The 20,699-nt window shown below is 34.1% G+C and carries 20 protein-coding genes and 1 tRNA gene; 13 read left to right on the top strand and 8 right to left on the bottom strand.

All coding sequences use genetic code 11. From position 1 onward, the window contains the following. Positions 1-151: 151 nt before the first annotated feature. A tRNA-Thr gene (locus C1A06_RS09400) sits at positions 152-225 on the top strand. A 53-nt stretch (positions 226-278) separates the two neighbouring features. On the opposite strand, the gene C1A06_RS09395 is transcribed toward C1A06_RS09400, so the two are convergent. The 4 genes from C1A06_RS09395 to C1A06_RS09380 are packed head-to-tail and all read right to left on the bottom strand — an operon-like array spanning position 279 to position 2,312. After that, positions 279-758 (bottom strand): DUF4252 domain-containing protein, encoded by a 480-nt coding sequence (locus C1A06_RS09395; RefSeq protein ID WP_101690007.1) that lies wholly within the window; start codon positions 756-758, stop codon positions 279-281. A gap of 2 nt (positions 759-760) precedes the next feature. After that, positions 761-1,309: a PG0215 family putative anti-sigma factor gene (locus C1A06_RS09390; protein WP_101690006.1), complete on the bottom strand. Its 549-nt coding sequence runs from the start codon at positions 1,307-1,309 to the stop codon at positions 761-763. Next, positions 1,306-1,806: a GFO_1088 family ECF-type sigma factor gene (locus tag C1A06_RS09385; RefSeq protein ID WP_101690005.1), complete on the bottom strand. Its 501-nt coding sequence runs from the start codon at positions 1,804-1,806 to the stop codon at positions 1,306-1,308. Before C1A06_RS09385 ends, C1A06_RS09390 begins: the two co-directional genes overlap by 4 nt. 2 nt (positions 1,807-1,808) lie before the next feature. Then, positions 1,809-2,312, bottom strand: coding sequence for a DUF4252 domain-containing protein (locus tag C1A06_RS09380; protein WP_101690004.1), 504 nt, complete (start codon positions 2,310-2,312; stop codon positions 1,809-1,811). A gap of 191 nt (positions 2,313-2,503) precedes the next feature. Between C1A06_RS09380 and C1A06_RS09375 the strand changes: the two genes are divergently transcribed. Together C1A06_RS09375 and lipA are read left to right on the top strand one after the other, a co-directional pair. Beyond that, on the top strand, positions 2,504-4,660 hold the full coding sequence (locus tag C1A06_RS09375) for a S9 family peptidase (RefSeq protein WP_101690003.1): 2,157 nt from the start codon (positions 2,504-2,506) through the stop codon (positions 4,658-4,660). A 6-nt stretch (positions 4,661-4,666) separates the two neighbouring features. Beyond that, positions 4,667-5,509, top strand: a complete 843-nt coding sequence (gene lipA, locus C1A06_RS09370) for a lipoyl synthase (protein ID WP_101690002.1) — start codon at positions 4,667-4,669, stop codon at positions 5,507-5,509. Between the two features lie 85 nt (positions 5,510-5,594). On the opposite strand, the gene pheT is transcribed toward lipA, so the two are convergent. Next, positions 5,595-8,054 (bottom strand): phenylalanine--tRNA ligase subunit beta, encoded by a 2,460-nt coding sequence (pheT, locus tag C1A06_RS09365; protein WP_101690001.1) that lies wholly within the window; start codon positions 8,052-8,054, stop codon positions 5,595-5,597. 239 nt (positions 8,055-8,293) lie between these two features. Between pheT and C1A06_RS09360 the strand changes: the two genes are divergently transcribed. Next, positions 8,294-9,292 (top strand): malate dehydrogenase, encoded by a 999-nt coding sequence (locus tag C1A06_RS09360; protein ID WP_101690000.1) that lies wholly within the window; start codon positions 8,294-8,296, stop codon positions 9,290-9,292. 60 nt (positions 9,293-9,352) lie between these two features. Beyond that, a complete protein-coding gene (locus C1A06_RS09355; protein WP_159461398.1) occupies positions 9,353-10,051 on the top strand; it encodes an alpha/beta hydrolase in 699 nt (232 codons plus the stop codon). Positions 10,052-10,133: 82 nt separating this feature from the next. Here C1A06_RS09355 and C1A06_RS09350 read toward each other — a convergent pair whose 3' ends face one another. Continuing rightward, complete coding sequence (locus C1A06_RS09350) at positions 10,134-10,595, bottom strand: Lrp/AsnC family transcriptional regulator (protein ID WP_101689998.1); 462 nt, start codon at positions 10,593-10,595, stop codon at positions 10,134-10,136. A gap of 176 nt (positions 10,596-10,771) precedes the next feature. On the opposite strand from C1A06_RS09350, the gene C1A06_RS09345 reads away from it, so the two are divergent. Next, entirely contained in the window at positions 10,772-12,058 is a 1,287-nt protein-coding gene (locus tag C1A06_RS09345; protein WP_101689997.1) for an O-acetylhomoserine aminocarboxypropyltransferase/cysteine synthase family protein, read from the top strand. A 145-nt stretch (positions 12,059-12,203) separates the two neighbouring features. Here the strand turns inward: C1A06_RS09345 and C1A06_RS09340 are convergent, their stop codons facing one another. After that, entirely contained in the window at positions 12,204-13,577 is a 1,374-nt protein-coding gene (locus C1A06_RS09340) for an APC family permease (RefSeq protein WP_101689996.1), read from the bottom strand. 278 nt (positions 13,578-13,855) lie between these two features. Between C1A06_RS09340 and C1A06_RS09335 the strand changes: the two genes are divergently transcribed. After that, a complete protein-coding gene (locus C1A06_RS09335) occupies positions 13,856-14,308 on the top strand; it encodes a hypothetical protein (protein WP_101689995.1) in 453 nt (150 codons plus the stop codon). Between the two features lie 69 nt (positions 14,309-14,377). Here the strand turns inward: C1A06_RS09335 and pheS are convergent, their stop codons facing one another. Continuing rightward, positions 14,378-15,397, bottom strand: a complete 1,020-nt coding sequence (gene pheS, locus C1A06_RS09330; RefSeq protein WP_101690139.1) for a phenylalanine--tRNA ligase subunit alpha — start codon at positions 15,395-15,397, stop codon at positions 14,378-14,380. A gap of 100 nt (positions 15,398-15,497) precedes the next feature. Between pheS and C1A06_RS09325 the strand changes: the two genes are divergently transcribed. From C1A06_RS09325 to C1A06_RS09300, 6 genes are all read left to right on the top strand, one after another. Beyond that, positions 15,498-16,172 carry a response regulator transcription factor gene (locus C1A06_RS09325; RefSeq protein ID WP_101689994.1) on the top strand — a complete coding sequence of 225 codons (675 nt, stop codon included), beginning with the start codon at positions 15,498-15,500 and terminating at the stop codon, positions 16,170-16,172. Further along, on the top strand, positions 16,169-17,443 hold the full coding sequence (locus tag C1A06_RS09320; RefSeq protein WP_101689993.1) for a sensor histidine kinase: 1,275 nt from the start codon (positions 16,169-16,171) through the stop codon (positions 17,441-17,443). The genes C1A06_RS09325 and C1A06_RS09320 overlap by 4 nt, the downstream gene beginning before the upstream one ends. A 77-nt stretch (positions 17,444-17,520) precedes the next feature. Further along, complete coding sequence (locus C1A06_RS09315) at positions 17,521-18,042, top strand: DUF2059 domain-containing protein (protein WP_101689992.1); 522 nt, start codon at positions 17,521-17,523, stop codon at positions 18,040-18,042. Positions 18,043-18,178: 136 nt separating this feature from the next. Continuing rightward, positions 18,179-18,952, top strand: coding sequence for a TIGR02757 family protein (locus C1A06_RS09310; protein WP_101689991.1), 774 nt, complete (start codon positions 18,179-18,181; stop codon positions 18,950-18,952). A 156-nt stretch (positions 18,953-19,108) separates the two neighbouring features. Beyond that, on the top strand, positions 19,109-19,783 hold the full coding sequence (gene rsmI / locus C1A06_RS09305; RefSeq protein WP_101689990.1) for a 16S rRNA (cytidine(1402)-2'-O)-methyltransferase: 675 nt from the start codon (positions 19,109-19,111) through the stop codon (positions 19,781-19,783). A gap of 16 nt (positions 19,784-19,799) precedes the next feature. Further along, entirely contained in the window at positions 19,800-20,675 is an 876-nt protein-coding gene (locus C1A06_RS09300) for a Cbp1 family collagen-binding glycoprotein adhesin (RefSeq protein WP_101689989.1), read from the top strand. Positions 20,676-20,699 lie beyond the last annotated feature (24 nt).

The following is a 20,699-nucleotide window of genomic DNA, read 5'->3' as shown; positions in this document are numbered from 1 at the left end:
AATGTATTGTGAAATTTTGGAGGATAAAAAAACTTTACTACTTTTGTCGTCGGGTAAGTCCTATACGGTCAGCTCCCGATTAATCCCCCAGGGTTTGATCGCAGCAAGGGCCGTCGGTTGTAGCGACGCGATATAGTAAGCTTGCCCACCTGCCTCTTTAGCTCAGTTGGCCAGAGCACGTGATTTGTAATCTCGGGGTCGTTGGTTCGAATCCGACAAGAGGCTCAAAAAAAGACTAACTCAATTGAGTTAGTCTTTTTTCATTTAATTACACTTCATTATTTATTATCATCCATAACTTTCTGAATATCTTCCATCGTAAAGGTACCTAACAAGCGAATTATTGTGCTTTCTTTCTCGCCGGCGATGAACATGATGAATTCTTTAATTTGATTTTTTTTGCCATTGTCTTTGGTTATCAGGAAGTCTATTCTGTCACTTCCGTCTTTTACCTTCATTAGGCTTTCGTAAGTATTATTCTTTATGTATTTACTTGCTTCAGTGTTCATTGTACGAGCTGTGAGGGCGTCTTCTGTCGAATATATCTCCAATTGATCCAATTTGTTAATCAATCCGCCAATATTTGCTTTGGTCGAATTTACATTAGAACCAGCCATTTTTAGGAGAGATTTGGATATATAAACTACAGTTACTTTGTCATTATCTTCTAGTTTATTGAATAAAGCATTATTCTGAGCATGCACTGAAAATATGCTTGAAATAAACAATGCTACAATCACTAAATATTTAAGTTTCATAATTATTTTATTTGTTTAAAGTTTTTATCAATTATTGCATTCGATTTTTCGATTCCTTCTTCAAAAGTATCTATTCCTGACAATCCTTTATTAAGTTTGGATGAAATCAATAATAGTGCTTTTTCTGTTTCGGCATATGCCTTATTGGGGTCTGTATATGTATCACGTAATACTAAGCTGGGGGACTGTAAACTGTTTTCTGGTTTATCATTCAGTAATACTACAGAAAGTAAAATGGCTATACTAGCAGCAATTCCTGAAAACCAGTATATTGTTTGATGATTTTTTTTCTTGTTAAGAGTTTCTTGCTGACTGTTAGCAATCTCTTTATCAGCTAAATTGTCAATGAGTACATCCAATTTATTCTCTAATGTTCCATCAATTATGATATCATTAGTGGAATGAATACTTTCGAAGATGAGTTTTTCGTCCATTAATTCGGGCGCAATACTTTCACTAGAGAAATACTCAGTCAACATATTTTCCTCTAATTCACTACTTTTTCCGTCGTAGTACAATTCTAATAATTTCTTTATATCTTCAGTTTTCATTCTTTGTATTTGCTATAATAACTATCTCTGACACTTTTACGTGCTCGTGATAAAATAACTCTAATGTTTACTGCGTTTAATCCTGTTATCATCTCAATCTCTTCGTGTGTGTAACCATCGCAATCTTTAAATTGAAGAATCTGCTTTTGTTGTTCGGGCAGTTGGTTTATTATAGATTTTACAATTGAAGCTTTATCTTTAATCTCAATTGATTCAATCATAGATACATCTGAGGTAGTGCTATCGGGAATAAGCTCTTGGGTTATTCCATCCTTGGAGCTCCGCAGGAAATCGAGACAATTGTTACGTAATACGATGATTGAAAATGCTTCGGCATTATTTATATCATCCAAATCTTTTCTCTTTTCCCAAAGCTTAATGTATGTCTCCTGAACAATATCTTCAGCATATACTTGGTTTTGCACTATACGGAACGCTATCCGGTAGAGTTTTTGATGATGGGGTAGAAACACTTGTTTAAACGTTTCCGCATCCATACTTATCCCTTTTTATTGTCCTTATTATAATCATTGATAAGTTTATCAATGTCTTCAGGGTTGAAATTACCTAATATTTTGACAGCCGATATACTTTCATTGTCAATATTTACAATATAAAATCCTTTTATCTTATTGCCATCTCGTTTCAGCATAATGCGTACATTGTCCTCTTTATCTTTCACTCTTACCAATGTTTCGAAGCCTTTTTCGTCGTTCAATTTATTTAATCGTGACATATAATGGTTTTTCTTCGACGAATCAGTATAATCCAAATCAATTACCTGAATTGAGTTTATGCATTTCAACATTTGTGCTCCTTCTTTGTCTTTATCTTTATTTGCAAACATCTTAGCAAAAGACATCAGAAGTCCTCCAACTTTGACATTCTCAGCTTTCTTCTCTTTAGAGATGTCCGAAACGATATTTTCTATATTTTCAGCATGCAGAATTGATGTGGAAAATGTAATAGCAATAATGGTAATCAAAGTAATAATTCTTTTCATATAAGTGAGTTTTATAAATTTCTTTTTAGTTTAAATCTTGAGCTCATATATTATGACGCACATAGTCTGTTTTTTGTTACAATAAAAGTGAAAAATATTTCAGAGGTTATAACAAATGCCAATCTAATATAAGTTGAACCCTTTATTCGTGATTAATAAGTATATTTGTTACTCAATAAACAAAAATACGTATGAAAAAAATAATTGGACTATTTATTATTGGTATTCTAGCATCGGGGTCATATGCCCAAAGGCTTGAATTGAAAGACATAACGGGAGGAAAATATGCAGAGCGAAGAGTTAGCCCTGTGACTTCTTCGGCCGATGGTGAATCATATTATCAGGCTGACAACAAAAGGTCAATGATTATTAAATATTCATATAAGACCGGGCAGCCGACTGATACAATTTTTGATGTTAAAAAAGCAAGAGGATGTACTTTTGATTCTTTTCAAGGTTTCGTAATGAGCCCTGATGAATATCGTTTATTGGTATTTAATGATGCCGAACAAGTTTATAGACATTCTTTTAAAGCAAATTATTATTATTATGATATTCGTCACAATTCAATACGCGAATTGACTAAAAATAAAGGTAAACAATCTGTTCCAACATTCTCGAGAGATGGTCGCATGCTTGCTTTCGTTGTAGATAATAATATCTGGTTGGCAAAATTTGATTATGACAGTGAATCTCAAGTTACAAAAGACGGAGCATTCAATAAAATAATAAATGGTGCTACAGATTGGGTTTACGAAGAAGAATTCGGAACGACTTCAATTATAGACTTCTCGGCAGATAATCGTTTACTGGCTTTTGCTAAATTTGATGAAAGTGAAGTTCCAGAATATAATTTTCAGTATTATGGAGGTAACTTATATCCACAGGATGTGAGATTCAAATATCCTAAAGCTGGTGAGCGAAACTCAAAGGTTACATGTCATGTGTTTGATATAGATGCAATGACAACACGTAAAATAAATATTCCTGAAAAGGATTATGAGTATATCCCTCGCATTCAGTTTTTACCAGAAGGTGATGATTTAGCGGTAATGACATTCAATCGCGAACAGAACATCTTTAACATGTATTTCGCAAATGCACGTTCTATGGTTGCGCGCTCTATTTTGAAGGAAGAAAACCAAAGATATATCGACTCTGAATTTTTAAATACGATTCATTTCTTCGGTAATCAATTCACATATATCAGCGAGAAGAGTGGATATAGCCATATCCATCTTTATGAAAATACAGGAGTAGAAAAGAAACAACTGACATCAGGCAATTTTGACGTCACAGACATTCTAGCTATTGATAGTGATAAAGGTTTTGTGTATTATTCTTCAGCGGAAGATAGTCCTATGCGTCGTTCAATTCATAAAGTAGATATTAAGAAAGGAACTAAAACAAAGCTGTCAAATCAATTCGGATACAATACTGCAGTATTCAGTAATAATGGAAAGTATTTTATAAATACTTATTCTAACGCGACAACACCTGCCATAATTACTTTGCATGATGCGACTGGAAAGCAATTAAGAGTATTGGAGGATAATTCGAAATTAAAAGCTCTATTAGCCAATAGTAACTTACCTAGCAAAGAATTTATTACAGTTAAAGGCGCCGACGGTTCAGATTTGAATGCATATATAATGAAGCCGGCGAACTTCAACTCTTCTCAGAAATATCCATTATTAATGGTCCAATATAGTGGACCGAATTCACAGCAAGTTCTTGATAAATACTTGACTGATTGGACTGATTACTTGACTACTCAAGGATATATTGTAGCTTGCGTTGATGGTCGTGGTACTGGTGCTCGTGGAGAAGATTTCCGCAAGTGTACGTATATGAATTTAGGTATATACGAGTCTGATGACCAAATAGCAGCAGCTAAATATTTCGGTACATTACCTTATATCGATAAAGATAAAATTGCAATTTGGGGATGGAGTTATGGTGGTTTCAATACTCTATTAAGCATGAGTCGTGGTGACGGAACATTCAAAGCAGGAATTGCAATTGCACCAGTAACGACTTGGAAATTCTATGATACAGTATATACTGAGCGCTTTATGCGTACTCCGCAGCAGAATATGGATGGATATGTTAATGGATCGCCTATGACATATGCAAATCAGCTAGAAGGTAATCTGCTATTAATTCATGGTACTGCTGATGATAATGTACATTTTCACAATACGATGGAATATGCAAATGCATTGATTACAGCCAACAAGCAATTCGAAATGTTTGTATTTCCTGATAGAGATCATTCAATTAGAGGAGCAGAGGTAAGAGCTTATCTGTATCAAAAGATTATAAACTTCTTAAATACAAAAATGTAATTCGGTATGGAGCGCGTAAGAAAACCGGACTGGTTAAAAATAAGATTGGGAGGAAATGAAAATTTCACTCGTACAAAAAATATTGTAGAATCACATTGTCTACATACAATATGCTCTAGTGGCCGCTGCCCCAATATGGGCGAATGTTGGGAGCGTGGTACAGCTACATTTATGATTGCTGGCGATATCTGTACACGCTCGTGCAAGTTCTGTAACACTAAAACGGGAAAACCTCTGGCATTGGATGTGAACGAACCTGCTAATCTGGCAAAATCTATTCAACTGATGAAGCTGAAGCATGCTGTAATAACATCAGTAGATAGAGACGATTTACCAGACTTAGGAGCTAATCATTGGGTGTCTACAATAGAAAAAGTAAAAGAAGTTAATCCAGGCATAACAACCGAAGTACTTATTCCAGACTTTCAAGGAAAATCAGATTTGATTGATATTGTCTGTAAAGCTCAGCCGAACGTTATTGCTCATAATATTGAAACAGTTAGGCGTTTAACACCTCAAGTCAGAAGTGCTGCTAAATATGATGTCAGTCTTGCTGTATTAAAGAGAATCGCTGACAATGGCTTGAAAGCTAAATCGGGTATCATGGTTGGGCTAGGGGAGACTACTGAAGAAATTTATGAAACGATGGATGATTTATTAGCTTCGGGATGTAGTATTCTCACAATAGGACAATATTTACAACCATCAAGAAAACATCTGCCGGTATCGGCATATATATCGCCGGAAACTTTTGATGAGTTTAAAAATGTTGCTTTAGAAAAAGGATTTACTTACGTAGAGAGTGGTCCATTGGTGAGATCTTCTTATCATGCTGAGAGATGTTTATAAAATAATGGATAATTATTCTGTACGAAACAAAAAAAGGTTGACAATTTATGTCAACCTTTTTTTGTTGTTATTCTAGTGTAATAATTTATCTCAATTGAGCACCAAGTTCTTTTTCAAGTGAAGTTTGTATTTTCTTCATGATCGCATCTATCTGCTTGTCATTCAAAGTTTTCTCTTCATCTTGTAGGATAAAGTTTACAGCATATGATTTCTTTCCTTCAGGTAGATTTTTACCTTCGTAAACGTCGAAAAGTTTAACTGATTTCAATAATTTACGCTCAGCTTTCTGTGCAACATTTACAATATCTTCAAACAATACCGCTTTGTCTAATAGAAGAGCAAAGTCGCGACTTACAGCAGGGTATTTAGATATCTCGGTATATGTTACTGAATGCTTTTTGATTTCTTTCATCAAAGAGTCCCAGTTCAAATCAGCATAAAATACTTCGGCATTAATATCCATAGCTTTCAGTACTTTTTTGCTAACGATACCTATAATACCTAGTTCTCTGTTACGAGTCTTGATAGATATTGCTGCGCTGTAAAGTTCGTTCGAAAATTGAGAATAGCTGTATTTATCAGATGAAATACCTATTCTTGATAGAATATTTTCAACATATGCCTTGAGTTGATATACCGAAGACTTTTCATCTGCAGCAGTCCAGCAATTAGTTATACTGTTCCCTGAAATCCAAATTCCAAGATGGAACTCTTCACTATATTCTTTTAAAGTTTCACCCTCAACCTTTTTATCAGCATCGTAGAAATAGCAATTGCCGAATTCATAGAAACGTATATCCGGATTTTTATGATTTCTGTTGAATGCAACACTTTCCAAACCTCCAAATAAAAGCGTCTGACGCATAACTGAAAGATCGTTACTAAGTGGATTCAATAGTTTTACACAATTCTTAATTGGGTAAATATTTGATTCGGTATAATAGCTTTCCTTAGTCAGAGAGTTATTCATAATCTCATTGAAGCCAGAACCAGTTAATTGTTCAGAAATAAGATTCTGAAGATCATAACTTTTATCTGATTGAGATTTATATGAAAGGTTTGAATTTACATTTTCGCTAATTTCTACATTGTTGTAGCCATAAATACGTAGGATATCTTCAATGATATCGACATCGCGCTGTACATCTACTCGATAAGTCGGGACAGACAGTATCAAGCGGTCTTCAGCGTCACCAGCTGGACGTATTTCGAGACTTTCTAAAATTGAATCTACAGTTTCAGCAGGTATGTTTTTACCTATTACTTGATTCACTTTATCATAAGTTAATTCTACTATTGCATTGTTGATAGGAGTAGGGTAGATATCTATCAATTCACCAACAATTTCTCCACCTGCAATCTCCTGAATAAGTAAAGCTGCACGTTTCAGTGCATACAATGTATTATTAGGGTCTGCACCTCTTTCGAAGCGGAATGAAGAATCAGTATTCAGACCTTGACGACGAGCAGTCTTACGTACCCATGTAGGGTTGAAATATGCTGATTCAAGGAAAATATCTTTAGTTGCTTCTGTTACTCCTGATTTAAGACCTCCGAAAACTCCGGCAATACACATCCCTTCTTCTTCGTTACAGATCATAAGATCTCTTTCACTCAAAGTATGTTCAACTTCGTCAAGAGTTATGAATTTAGTCCCTTCAGGAAGTGTTTTTACAATAACTTTTCCACCAGTGATATGCTGCGCATCGAATGCATGTAAAGGATGACCAAACTCGTGAAGTACAAAGTTGGTAATATCTACAATATTATTGATTGGACGGAGTCCTATTAGATTCAAACGATCTTTTAACCAATCGGGGCTTTCTGTAACAGTTACACCTTTGATCGTAACACCCGAATAGCGAGGACAAGCCTCAGAATTATCTACCTGAACCTTAATATAATCGTCTGATGCTTTCGTCGCAAAATTATCAATGCTAGGTTTCTTTAGATCAGTTGGTTTTACATTTTGCTTCAAATAAGCAGCCAAGTCACGAGCTACACCAAAGTGTGAAGCAGCATCAACGCGGTTAGGAGTAATATCTACTTCTATAACGTAATCACTTTTGATATTGTAGTAATCTTTAGCTAATGTTCCAGGAACAGCATCGGCTGGTAATACGATGATTCCATCATGACTAGTGCCAATGCCAATTTCATCTTCGGCACAGATCATACCAAATGATTCTTCACCTCTGATCTTAGATTTTTTGATAGTAAAAGATTCTTCACCTGAATATAGAGTAGCTCCGACAGTAGCTACAACTACTTTCTGACCGGCTGCAACATTTGCAGCACCGCAAACAATTTGTACAGGATTTCCGTCTCCTAGATTAACTGTCGTGATATGCAAATGATCTGAGTTAGGATGATCAACGCAAGTCAGCACTTCACCGATAACAAGACCATTCAGTCCTCCTTTTATAGTTTCTACTTCTTCAACACTACCACATTCTAAACCGATAGATGTTAGTGCATCGGCAGTTTCGGTAGGATTTAGATCAAAATCAAGATAATCTTTTAGCCAATTGTATGATATATTCATTATTCAAAAGTTTTTCTAAGTCAAAATGATTGCCAAAATTACAAAATTTAATCCTATGTAAGAAATACATATGTCAATTAATGAATCTACTTTTTGCATAAATATCATTTTATAGACAATTATTGTAAAATCCACATTTTAACAAGTTTTAACTCGAGTGGAGTATCTTATGGGTTTTAGCATTCAAAAGGCTTTTGAAAGTTTGTAACTTTAAAGAAGAATTAAAAATACCCAATGTTATGCAAAAACTTACATCTGAAAAATTGACAATTATTGGTGCTGCCGGAATGATCGGCTCAAATATGGCACAGTCAGCAATCCTTATGGGACTATCAAGTAATATATGCCTTTATGATCCTTACGCGAAAGGATTGGAAGGTGTTGCAGAAGAACTATTGCAATGCGGAATTAAAGGATTGAATCTATCTTATACATCAGACATTAAAGAGGCCTTGTCTGGAAGTAAGTATATTATTTCTTCAGGAGGAGCAGCACGTAAAGAAGGCATGACACGAGAAGACTTATTGAAAGGTAATGCTGATATTGCTATTCAGTTAGGAAAAGATATACGCTCGTATTGTCCTGATGTAAAACATGTAGTAGTTATATTTAATCCTGCAGATATTACAGGTTTATTAACTTTATTGTACTCCGGACTTAAACCTACACAAGTAACTACATTAGCTGCACTTGATAGTACAAGATTAAGAAATGAATTAGCTAAACATTTTAATATTCATCCTGATAAAGTAAGCAATTGCCGTACTTATGGTGGTCATGGAGAACAAATGGCAGTATTTTCTTCTACTGCAAGTGTCGATGGGAAACCGTTGAATGAATTGATTGGTACATCAGCCTTGACTAAGGAGCAATGGGCGGATTTAAAAGTTCGTGTAATTCAAGGAGGTAAGCACATCATTGAACTTCGAGGAAGATCATCATTCCAAAGCCCAGCATTCTTATCACTCGAAATGATACGAGCTGCAATGGGAGGTGAAAAATTTGATTGGCCGGTTGGTTGTTATGTATCAAACAAAGAGTTCAACCATGTGATGATGGCTATGGAAACTAATTTAGATAGCACCGGTGTCCATTATAAAGAAGTAAAAGGTACAGAACAAGAACATGAAGAACTTCGTCAAAGCTACAAGCATTTATGTGATTTGAGAGATAGCTTAATTAATACAAATGTAATTCCTCCGATCAGTGAATGGAATTCTATAAATCCTAATTTATAAAGTCGTATGACCAATTATATTACAAAATTGCTATCTGATGATTGCTCAAGATCTGATACTATGCTGGAAATGTATATACATATTCCTGAGAAAGTTCAGCAAGCATCTAAAGTAGTAATAATATGTGGTGGTGGTGGCTTCAATAAAGTTAATTTAGATCATGAAGGCCATCAGTTTGCTGAATGGTTAAACTTGTTAGGTATAGTAGGTTGTGTCTTAAACTACAGGTTGCCTGATGGTACCGACAAGCATGTAACGGAGAAAGATTTACGCCAGGCGGTCAGGTTTGTTAGAAATAATGTAAAAGAGTGGGGGCTTGATAAGCCAAGTGTTGGAGCTGCGGGTTTTTCAATAGGAGGACATGCTGTTTCTTTAGTAGCTACTAAAGTTGAATCTGATTCCAAATTGGATTTTTCGATGTTGTTTTATTCTGTTACAAGCATGCAAGATAAAATAACCCATATTGCTTCAAGAAATAAACTTCTGGGAGCAGACCCAAGTGAAGAAGATATATATAACTTCACGGCATTGAACCATGTATCAACAAATACTTCACCATGTTTTATAATGGCGTGTAATGATGACTCAATTGTATCTCCTTTAAATAGTGTATTATATTACGAGCGATTGAGAAAAAACAATGTGCCTGCTGCTCTATATATTTTCCCAAAAGGAGGACATGCATGGGGTATGAACAAAGATTTTCAATATCACACTGATATACTTTCATTACTAGAGAAGTGGATTCGTGATATTTAATTCTTGAAAAATATTAATCGAAAATAAAAGGAGGTTCATATTAAATATTGAATCTCCTTTTTTATAAAATTATCAGAACTGTCTATATCGATATACCATACTTGTGTTTAACTTCAGCCATAACAAAAGTACTCGTTAATGAACCGAGGCTCTCAACTGTTCCCAAGACATTTAAAATAAACTCTTGATAATATTTCATGTCTGGAGCATGAATCTTTAAAAGATAATCGTATTCGCCCGATATATTATAACATTCCGTGACTTCGGGAATGTCTTGAATAATACGTGTGAAATCGTGCGCAATATCTCTGTTCAATCGTTTAAGTTTTACACTGCAAAATACAACAAAGCCACAATTAAGTTTCTCTGCATCAAGAATAGCAACATATTTCTTAATATAGCCATTTGATTCTAAGCGCTTTAGTCTTTCAAATACTGGTGTTGTAGAAAGATTAACTTGCGACGCAAGCTCTTTGGTCGTTAACTTTGAATTGCTTTGTAAAATTCTTAATATCTGTAAGTCTATCTTGTCTAGTTCTTCCATAGAATAAAAATCTTTTAAATGTGAATTCTTATACCTTAAACCAAAATGTTTTTTCTGTTTGAACCCTAAAATTAGTTATATTTTCCAATATTTTATAATTCGTTGTTTAATATTTCTATAAAATATAATTTTGATGGAAAATAGTATTGAAAATAAAATAATAAAATTATATAATTATGGGAAGAAATAATTTACGCTTCGAGACATTACAATTGCATGTTGGACAAGAACAACCAGATTCAGATACAGGTGCACGTGCAGTTCCTATCTATCAAACAAGTTCTTATGTATTTCGCGATTCTGCACATGCTGCAGCGCGTTTTGGTTTAACTGATGCCGGAAATATTTATGGACGATTGACAAATCCTACTCAAGGAGTATTTGAAGCTCGTGTTGCTGCTTTAGAGGGTGGAGTAGCAGCTTTGGCCGTAGCATCAGGAGCTGCGGCAATTACATATGCTTTCGAGAATATTACACGTTCAGGAGATCATATTGTTTCTGCTAAGACTATATATGGAGGTACTTATAATCTATTAGCTAATACTCTACCTACATATGGTATTGCAACAACATTTGTAGATCCATCGGAACTATCTAATTTTGAAAATGCAATTCAAGAAAATACAAAAGCAGTATTTATTGAGACTCTTGGAAATCCTAATTCCAATGTAATAGATATCAAAGCTGTCGCCGATATTGCTCACAAGCATAGAATTCCTTTGATTATTGATAATACATTCGGAACGCCATATTTGATTCGTCCAATTGAACATGGGGCAGATATTGTAGTGCACTCGGCAACAAAGTTTATCGGAGGACATGGGACATCATTAGGTGGTGTGATTGTAGATTCTGGAAAATTTGATTGGGTAGCTTCTGGTAAGTTTCCTCAATTATCAGAGCCTGATCCTAGTTATCATGGAGTACGTTTTGTTGATGCTGCAGGGCCTGCTGCTTATGCAATTCGTATTCGTGCAATTCTGTTACGTGATACAGGAGCTACAATTAGTCCATTCAATGCATTTATCCTTTTGCAAGGCCTCGAAACTCTTTCATTGCGAGTTGAACGACATGTCGAAAATGCTCTGAAAGTTGTGGATTATTTGACTAAGCATCCAAAAGTTAAGCAAGTGAATCATCCGGTATTGAGCAAACATCCGGATCATGAATTATATAAGAAATATTTTCCGAAAGGTGCTGGATCTATTTTTACATTCGAAGTTGATGGAGGCCAAGAGGCTGCTCATAAATTTATTGATAGTCTTGAGATATTCTCATTACTGGCAAATGTAGCAGATGTCAAATCTCTAGTAATTCATCCTGCAACAACAACACACTCGCAGTTGAATGAAAAAGAACTTCAGGAGCAAGCGATATATCCGGGAACTGTACGCTTATCAATAGGTACCGAACATATTGATGACTTATTGGAAGATATAGAGCAAGCTCTATCAAAAATATAATGTGATGAGTATATTGGTTTAAGTGTTTTTGTGGTTATAGGCTTTCTTGATATTTTATCTTTTCTGAATAATTCAGATACTTATCATATTGTTTAATGATAGCAATTTGATAAAGTAGATTAAGGGATAAAATATCAAGATCCTTTTATTTTTTTATACGTCTCATAAACAGAGGATAACACAGCAATCCGATACCCAAGACAATACCTGATATAATCCAATATATTACAGGAACAATTGATCCTATCCATCCAAAATATAAGAAAGCTATTGCAATAATGAAAGCCAATGCTAATCTTATATTATTGAATTTAGATGTACTTAAAGTACCTCTTTTAATCAATACATATTCAGCAATTATTGTAATAAGATAGGTCGGAAGATTGATAAATGCCGCAACTGTAGTTATATTTACAAAGTGTGACAGCATTTTTTGATCTCCTGAAATTTCAGAATAGAAGTTCAATAATAAAAATGTTGTTGTAATCAACCCTGAAACAATAAGAGCAATGTGCGGTGTTGAATATTTAGGATGAAGTTTAGAAAATGACTGAATAAAGAATTTATCCTTGCTGGCAGCATATACACTTCTGGCAGTAACTAATATCCATCCCGCTAAAGTTCCGATCAATGAAACCATAATGATAAAATTGATGATGAACTTTCCATAGTTTCCTCCAATACCGTTATTTATTGCATCAGCAAAAGGGGATTCTGATTGGGCAAGTTCTGACTGAGGAACTAGTGCAAACAATGATACATTCAGTAATATATATATAACAGCTACTATAATTAATCCAAAGATTATGCTGCGCTGAATATTTTTCTCAGGATTCTTGATCTCGCTTCCTGCCATTGTTGAGCTTTCTAATCCGGTAAAGGCCCAGAAAAGCAGTGCAATTGCAGCTGAGAACATCGTAAAGAAACTAACATTCGGGTTATCTGCCAGTGCCACTGGAATTTCATCACTAACTAGTATGTCTAAGTTGAAATATGGAATAGCTACAATTATAAGCAGGGCAAATACGATGAACTTCAATAGATTTGCAGTAATACTGACCCATCCAGCAAACTTGACACCTATTATATTGATATACGTAAAGAACCATAATATTGTGAGTGTTATTACCAATCTGTTGATAGGTGTATTCAGGGAAGGAACCATTTCTACAAAAGTTGTAAACATAAGATCTACTATGGCGGCATTGCCAATGGCAGCACCAACCCACCAAATCAAACTGACCATATAACCGGTAAAATTGCCTAATGCAGCTTCGGCATATACAACAGGTCCCCCTGCTTTAGGTATTGCTCTACTTAAGTTCCCATAACTTAATGCAATAATAATGGCTCCAACGGCAACAGCTATCCATGCAAGAATAGTAATTGAAGGGGTTGCCACTTTAGCTAAAGCTGAAGGCAGGCCATAGATTCCTGACCCGATCATATTTCCAATAACGATGCTTATAGCTGTTATTAAACCCAAATCGCGTTTGAGTGAGTTATTTTCTGAATTCAATTTTACTACTTGTTTTTAAATCGGGTGCAAAAGTAATCAAACTTTTACTATCTATATGCCGTAGATGATGCTGAAAGATAATAAATGTGATAAATTTAAGATTATTTTTATCGTAATTTTAGATGTGCTCTTTTCGTTTCTGTATAAAAAGTGGAATAACTATCTGATCACTTGTTTTTATTCCTTTGCAAATGTTGATTTGTAAGATATTATTATGGTTAATATATTCGAAATGTTTATATTTGATTAAAATGAATTATAAATTAAAATAGAACTATATGAAAAAATTATTATTCGGATTATTGATTGCGATAGCATTTATGTCTTGTAAAGGGGACGATGGACGTGATGGAGTAGATGGTAAAGATGGAGTAGATGGCTTTACTAATATGGAAGTAGTGGATGTGAGAGTGGGCAGTGAACAATGGGTAGTTGGAAAAGATGATTTCACTGGAGAATCCTTCTTCTACTATGATTGGAAAATAGAAGAACTTACAGAGCATAGATATGATAATGGAGCTTTAGTTCCTTATATGATGGATTTGAATCCAGAAATAGAAGTCAAACACTTGATGCCATATTCATTGTCTAGCGGAGACAAAATTGCTACATATACTATAGATTATGAGCCAGCAGGATATGTTCGTTTCTATGTAAAATATTCGGATCTAAGCACAACTAAAACACCTCCAACAGTTGATTATGTATTAGTGTTTTTGGGCGATAAATAATAAATAAAAATAAGAATAAAAAAAGGCGAAGATAAATCTTCGCCTTTTTTATATTGATATGCTGTATGATCAGTATGCACTTTCGAATTCGTCGAGGAAGCGTTTGTCATTTTCCGAGAACATACGCAAGTCTTTAACTCGATATTTCAGATTTGTAATACGCTCAATACCCATCCCTAGAGCATAGCCTGTATATTTTTTACTATCGATTCCGCAATTCTCAAGAACATTAGGATCTACCATTCCGCAACCAAGGATTTCTACCCAGCCAGTATGTTTACAGAAAGGACATCCTTTTCCTCCGCAAATATTGCACGAAATATCCATTTCGGCACTTGGTTCGGTAAATGGGAAATATGATGGACGTAAGCGGATTTTTGTATCAGCGCCGAACATTTCTTTAGCAAAGTATAATAAGGCTTGCTTCAAATCGGCAAACGATACATTTTTATCAATATAAAGTGCTTCAACTTGATGGAAGAAGCAGTGCGCACGATATGATATTGCTTCGTTACGATAAACGCGTCCTGGGCATATGATGCGGATAGGCGGTTCTTGTTTTTCCATTACACGAGCTTGTACAGATGAAGTGTGTGTACGTAGTAGTACTTGTGGATCGTGAGAAATGAAGAATGTATCTTGCATATCGCGAGCTGGATGGTCTTCTGCAAAGTTCAGAGCTGAGAATACATGCCAGTCGTCTTCAATTTCAGGACCTTCAGCAATAGTAAATCCTAAGCGACCAAAAATATCACTGATTTCTTTTTTGACAATAGATAGGGGATGTCTGGTTCCTAGTTTGATCGGTGCAGCTGTACGTGTCAAGTCTATTGATTCGTCAATCGATTGATTGTTTTCAAGCGAATCTTTTAGCTCGTTAATTTTATCCTGAGCTTTTTCTTTCAACTGGTTAAGCAGCATTCCTACTTCGCGCTTTTGTTCTGCTGCGACATTTCGGAAATCATTCATCAATTCTGATATTTCACCTTTTTTACTAAGGTACTTTAAACGAAGAGCTTCTATCTCGTCGGCCTTGCTTGCTTTCAGAACTTCTACTTCAGCTAATAGCTTGTTTATTTTATCTATCATCATGTATTTAATTTTCGGAATACAAAAATACATTTATTTTTTGTATTTTGCACAAAAGACTTTAATAGACCTTTAAGATCAAGGTAAAATAATAACATAAATGAAGATATTAATTATTGAGGACGAATACGAATTACTTAAATCCATCGAAACTTTTCTCCTGTCAGAGAACTATATTGTAGAAAAAGCTACAGATTATGCCGAAGCCGAAGAAAAAATATTCCTATATAAATATGATTGTATTTTACTTGATATAATGCTTCCGGGTGGTAATGGACTTGACTTATTGGAAAAAATGAAAAAAAATGATATAGTCGGAAATACAATAATTATTTCGGCTAAAGATTCATTAGATGATAAGATTCGAGGACTGGATTTGGGGGCTGATGATTATCTTACAAAACCTTTTCATCTGGCAGAACTACATGCTCGTATTAAAGCCGTGTTGCGAAGAAACTTGCAGGATGGTAAAAATATTTTGATAATGAAAAATTTATCAATTGACTTTGATCAACGGTTAGCAGCAGTAGGAGATAAAGAATTAAAGCTAAACCGAAAAGAATTTGATATTTTGACTTTCTTTGCAACTAATATAAATCGCTTAATAACTAAAGAAGTTTTAGCTGAACATGTTTGGGGGGACAATATTGATTCAGCTGATAGTTTCGATTTTATCTATTCTCAAGTAAAGAATCTCCGTAAAAAACTAAAAGATAGCAATTCCGAAATAACTATTGATAATGTTTATGGTGTCGGATATAAAATGTGTGTATGAAATTAGTAAACTATTTGACATTAAAACTTACGCTTTCATTTCTCATTATACTGACGGTTTGGTCTGCAATATATTTTAGTCTTCAATTGCACGAAATATATGATGACATAGACGAAGGATTGGATAATTTGAGGCAAGAATTTATTGTGAAAGCTAACCGATCGGCTGATTTTACCGAGGATATGATGAAGCATAATCCTTTGAATATAATTGTGACTAAAATAAGTTATGAAGATGCTCAGGATATTAAAGATTCATTTACGACTACCAAGGTATATTTTGAGACAGAGAGTGAAGAGGAAGAAGTTAGGATGCTGACAACGGCTTTTTATTCGGAGCCTAATGGTCAATATTACAAGTTACAACTATTTACGAGTAATGTTGAGACTGAAGACTTGTCTCAGAATATGTTGTTTCTTCTGATCATATTGTGGGTTTGCTTGATTACTACAATGTTTATTTTGAGCAAAACAATTTTGAATAAAAGTAATAAACCTTTTTTTCAATTGATAGATCGCTTAAAATCATTCAGATTAGAAGACAGAGAATTAATAGAATTTCCTTCGACCAAAATTAATGAATTTCAGGAATTGAATAATTCAGTGAAAAAACTTTTGGAAAATAATATTAAGACTTACTCCGAGCAAAAAGATTTCATAGCCCATGCTTCGCATGAACTACAAACGCCTTTAGCTATAGCAATAAATAAATTGGAATTTTTGATATCTCAAGAAGGATTGAACGAGGATCAAATGAATGAGCTTAGCTCGACTTTATTGACTTTGAATAGAATGAAACGTATGAATAGTAATCTGCTTCTGCTTTCAAAAATTCAAAATAGGCAATTCAAGGATACGAAAAATTTATCTCTTAATTCGGTAATAAAAGATATTCTGACATCACTAGAAGACTATATAGGACATAAAGATCTCAGTTATACGATAGACGAAAAAGATGTACTTTGTATAGATATGAATGAAGACTTGGCATATATAATGTTTACAAACCTCCTAAAGAATGCTATATCATATAATATACCTAAAGGGAAAATAGATATTACAATATCTTCATCCGAAGTCTCAATTATTAATGATGGCAAGGAGCCTGATATGTTGAAAGATATTTTTGCCCGATATGTTAGTGGTTCAACTAGTAACAATTCTTTAGGTTTGGGATTGCCTATCGTTAAAGCTATCACAGACTATTATAACTACGATATTCAATACGAATATAATGGTAGGCACTGTATGTACATATCTTTGCCAAAATAATTATGATGATTTTCCTAAATCTTTTCAGAATTGACTCCTGATATTTGCATATATAAAAAATTATAAACAGAACTATTATGAAAAAGTTTTTTTGTGCATTATTATTTATCGGGGTACTCGTATCTTGTCAGTCTGCAATAGCGCAGCCAAAGCCCTCTATTACAACTAAGCATACAAATGATAAGATAAAAGAAATGCTTACATCTTTTAAGATAGCAGATTCACAAGATGTGATAACTCCTCCATCTGTTGTGAGTAGTAAGTTTAATATTGATTTCCCTCAGGCCCGTGATATTGAATGGGAAGTAGCTTCAGGTATTTATGAAGTAGAGTTTGAAATAGGTTATACAGATTACAAATGTTATTATACAACTGACGGAGATCTATTAATGTATGCATTTAATCTCAATGTATTAGATATTCCTGCTGTAGTAAAGAATACTACTATAGCTAAATATCCTGATTATGATTTCGATGATATAAAAGAAATTCATAGAGGGACAGAAGTTTTATTCGATATAGAATTGAAACATCGTAATATTGAAGTGGAAATGTTGATTCTGGAAAATGGAACAATTCTAAATGAGAAATTTGATTAATTTATCTAGTCAAACATTACAAGATGAAATAGATAAACATCAAGAATATTACTATTATATAAAGCTGTAGATAATGTCTATCAACAGCTTTAATTTTTTATAGGTATCTTTGTCTTATAAAATAGATATACTATATATGTCAAATATATTTGAACTAAAAGACTTTCTTGATAAAAAAGTAGAGCAATACAACACTCCGGATTTTATACCGAATGATCCGATAAGCATCCCTCATAAATTTGAGATGAAGCAGGAAAAAGAAATTATGGGTTTTTTTGCTGCAGTCTTTGCTTGGGGACAACGCAAAACGATCATTAATAAATGTAATGAGCTTGCCGAACGGATGGATAATTCACCATATGACTTTATTTTGAATCATCAGGATTCGGATCTGAAGAAACTATTAGGTTTTAAACATCGGACATTCAACGATACAGACTTATTATATTGTGTCGAGTTTATGAAAAGGCATTATCATACTTATGATAGTCTGGAAGATGCATTCGCATCTGGTGATAGTGTCGAAGAATGCCTAAATAATTTTAGACAATACTTCTTCGCGATAGAGGACTCACCAAAACGTACTCAAAAACACATACCATCACCTAAACAGAAATCTGCTTGTAAACGCTTGAATATGTTTTTGCGCTGGATGGTGCGCGATGATAATTGTGGAGTTGATTTCGGAATATGGAAAAAAATATCGTCTAAGGATCTAATATGCCCACTCGATCTTCATGTTGAAAGAACAGCTCGCAAACTGAACCTTTTGAAAAGAGATAAACCTGATTGGAAAGCAGCTATTGAATTGTCTGAAAATTTACGGTTATTAGATCCTGAAGACCCTGCAAAATATGATTTTGCTCTATTTGGAATTTCTATAGAAGAGAAATGTATTATTAATGCATAATTTGAAGTATAGAAATTGTTAATTAGTATTTTAAAAATAGAACACGCCTTAAAAGCATCATAAAAATTAGGTGCAGAGACAATAAAAAAATAAGATTGTCATTACGAGATATTGATTTTTACTATATTTGTCTTAACAATTCAGTAATATAAATTAATGGGTAAACTTTACCTTATACCAACACCTGTCGGAAATCTGGAAGATATGACTTTCAGAGCGATACGTTTACTAAAAGAAGTTGATCTTATTTTAGCCGAAGATACACGTACGAGCGGTTTCCTTTTGAAGCATTTTGAAATAAAGAATAATCTGCAATCTTATCATAAGTTTAACGAGCATAAGGCGGTTAATCAAATTGTAGAAAAATTGCAATCAGGTTTAAATATCGCTTTGATCTCGGATGCCGGTACGCCGGGTATATCTGATCCGGGCTTTTTAATAACTAGAGAGTGCATTAAGCATGGGGTAGATGTTGAATGCCTACCAGGTGCTACTGCATTTGTCCCAGCATTGGTTTCTTCGGGTATTCCATGTGATCGTTTTTGTTTCGAGGGCTTTTTACCGCCCAAGAAAGGAAGGATGACAAGAATGAAACAATTGGCTGAAGAAGATCGTACTATTGTCATTTACGAATCTCCCTATCGAGTAGTTAAAACATTAACTCAACTTGCCGAGTATATGGGTGAGGAGAGAGAAGCTGCTACTTGTCGCGAGATTTCGAAAATGTATGAAGAGACAAAAAGAGGAACTTTAAAGGAATTAATTTCACATTTTACAGTGAACGAACCCAAAGGGGAGTTTGTTATTATTATTTCAGGAAAAAATGAATAACTAAAAAAAGATTAATATGAAAAAAACTATTGTAGCATGTCTATGTGTTCTAACATTTGCTTCATGTAATGTAAAGAATTCTGACGAATATAAACGCCTAAAGGCTGAAAGTGACTCAATTGCAGCAGCGAATGAGCAAAGTATGAATGAACTGAACGATATGATGGCTTTGATGAATGATATTGAAGAAAATTTTGATGAAATTCGTAAAGCAGAAAATTATCTATCAGTACAGTCTAAAGAAAAAGGTACATTATCTCAGAATAAAAAAGAAGAGATAAGAAGCAATATTGAAATGGTAAATGAAATTATCAAAAAGAATAAACAAGATATTGCAAGTTTGAATCAACGCTTAAAAAATAGCACAGGCCAAACTTCTAATTTGAAGACAAGAATTGACAAGTTAACTGCGGAATTGAATGAAAGAGCAGAATCATTAACTAAACTTCAGGAAATTCTAAAAACCAAAGATGCTCAAATTGCAGATTTAGAAACTAGTCTACAATCTTTATCAGATGACGTAGAAGGATTAGTTGTTCAATCTACAGAGCAAGCACTTAAAATCAAAGAACAAGATAAAGCGTTAAATACTGCATTTTATATGTTCGGAACAAAAAATGAGTTGAAAGATGCTAAGGTTATTTCAGGTGGAGGATTTTTATCTTCAGTCAAAGTGTTAAGTGAAAGTATTGATCGTGAAAAATTTGTTTCGATTGATGTTAGGGATACTCAAAACATACCTGTTTATGCTAAAAAAGCAAAAGTATTATCAGACCATCCTAAAGATAGCTATGTTTTAGAAAAAGATGCAACTGGTAATATTGTTCTCAAAATTACTAATTACAAAGAATTCTGGAATATCAGTAAGTTTTTGATTATTCAAGTTGATTAAACTACTATATGATAAAATTCGAAG

Source organism: Dysgonomonas massiliensis (assembly GCF_900240225.1).
Lineage (GTDB): Bacteria > Bacteroidota > Bacteroidia > Bacteroidales > Dysgonomonadaceae > Dysgonomonas > Dysgonomonas massiliensis.
Note: the sequence above shows the minus strand (reverse complement) of the source record. Positions and strands in the feature narration are given on the sequence as shown.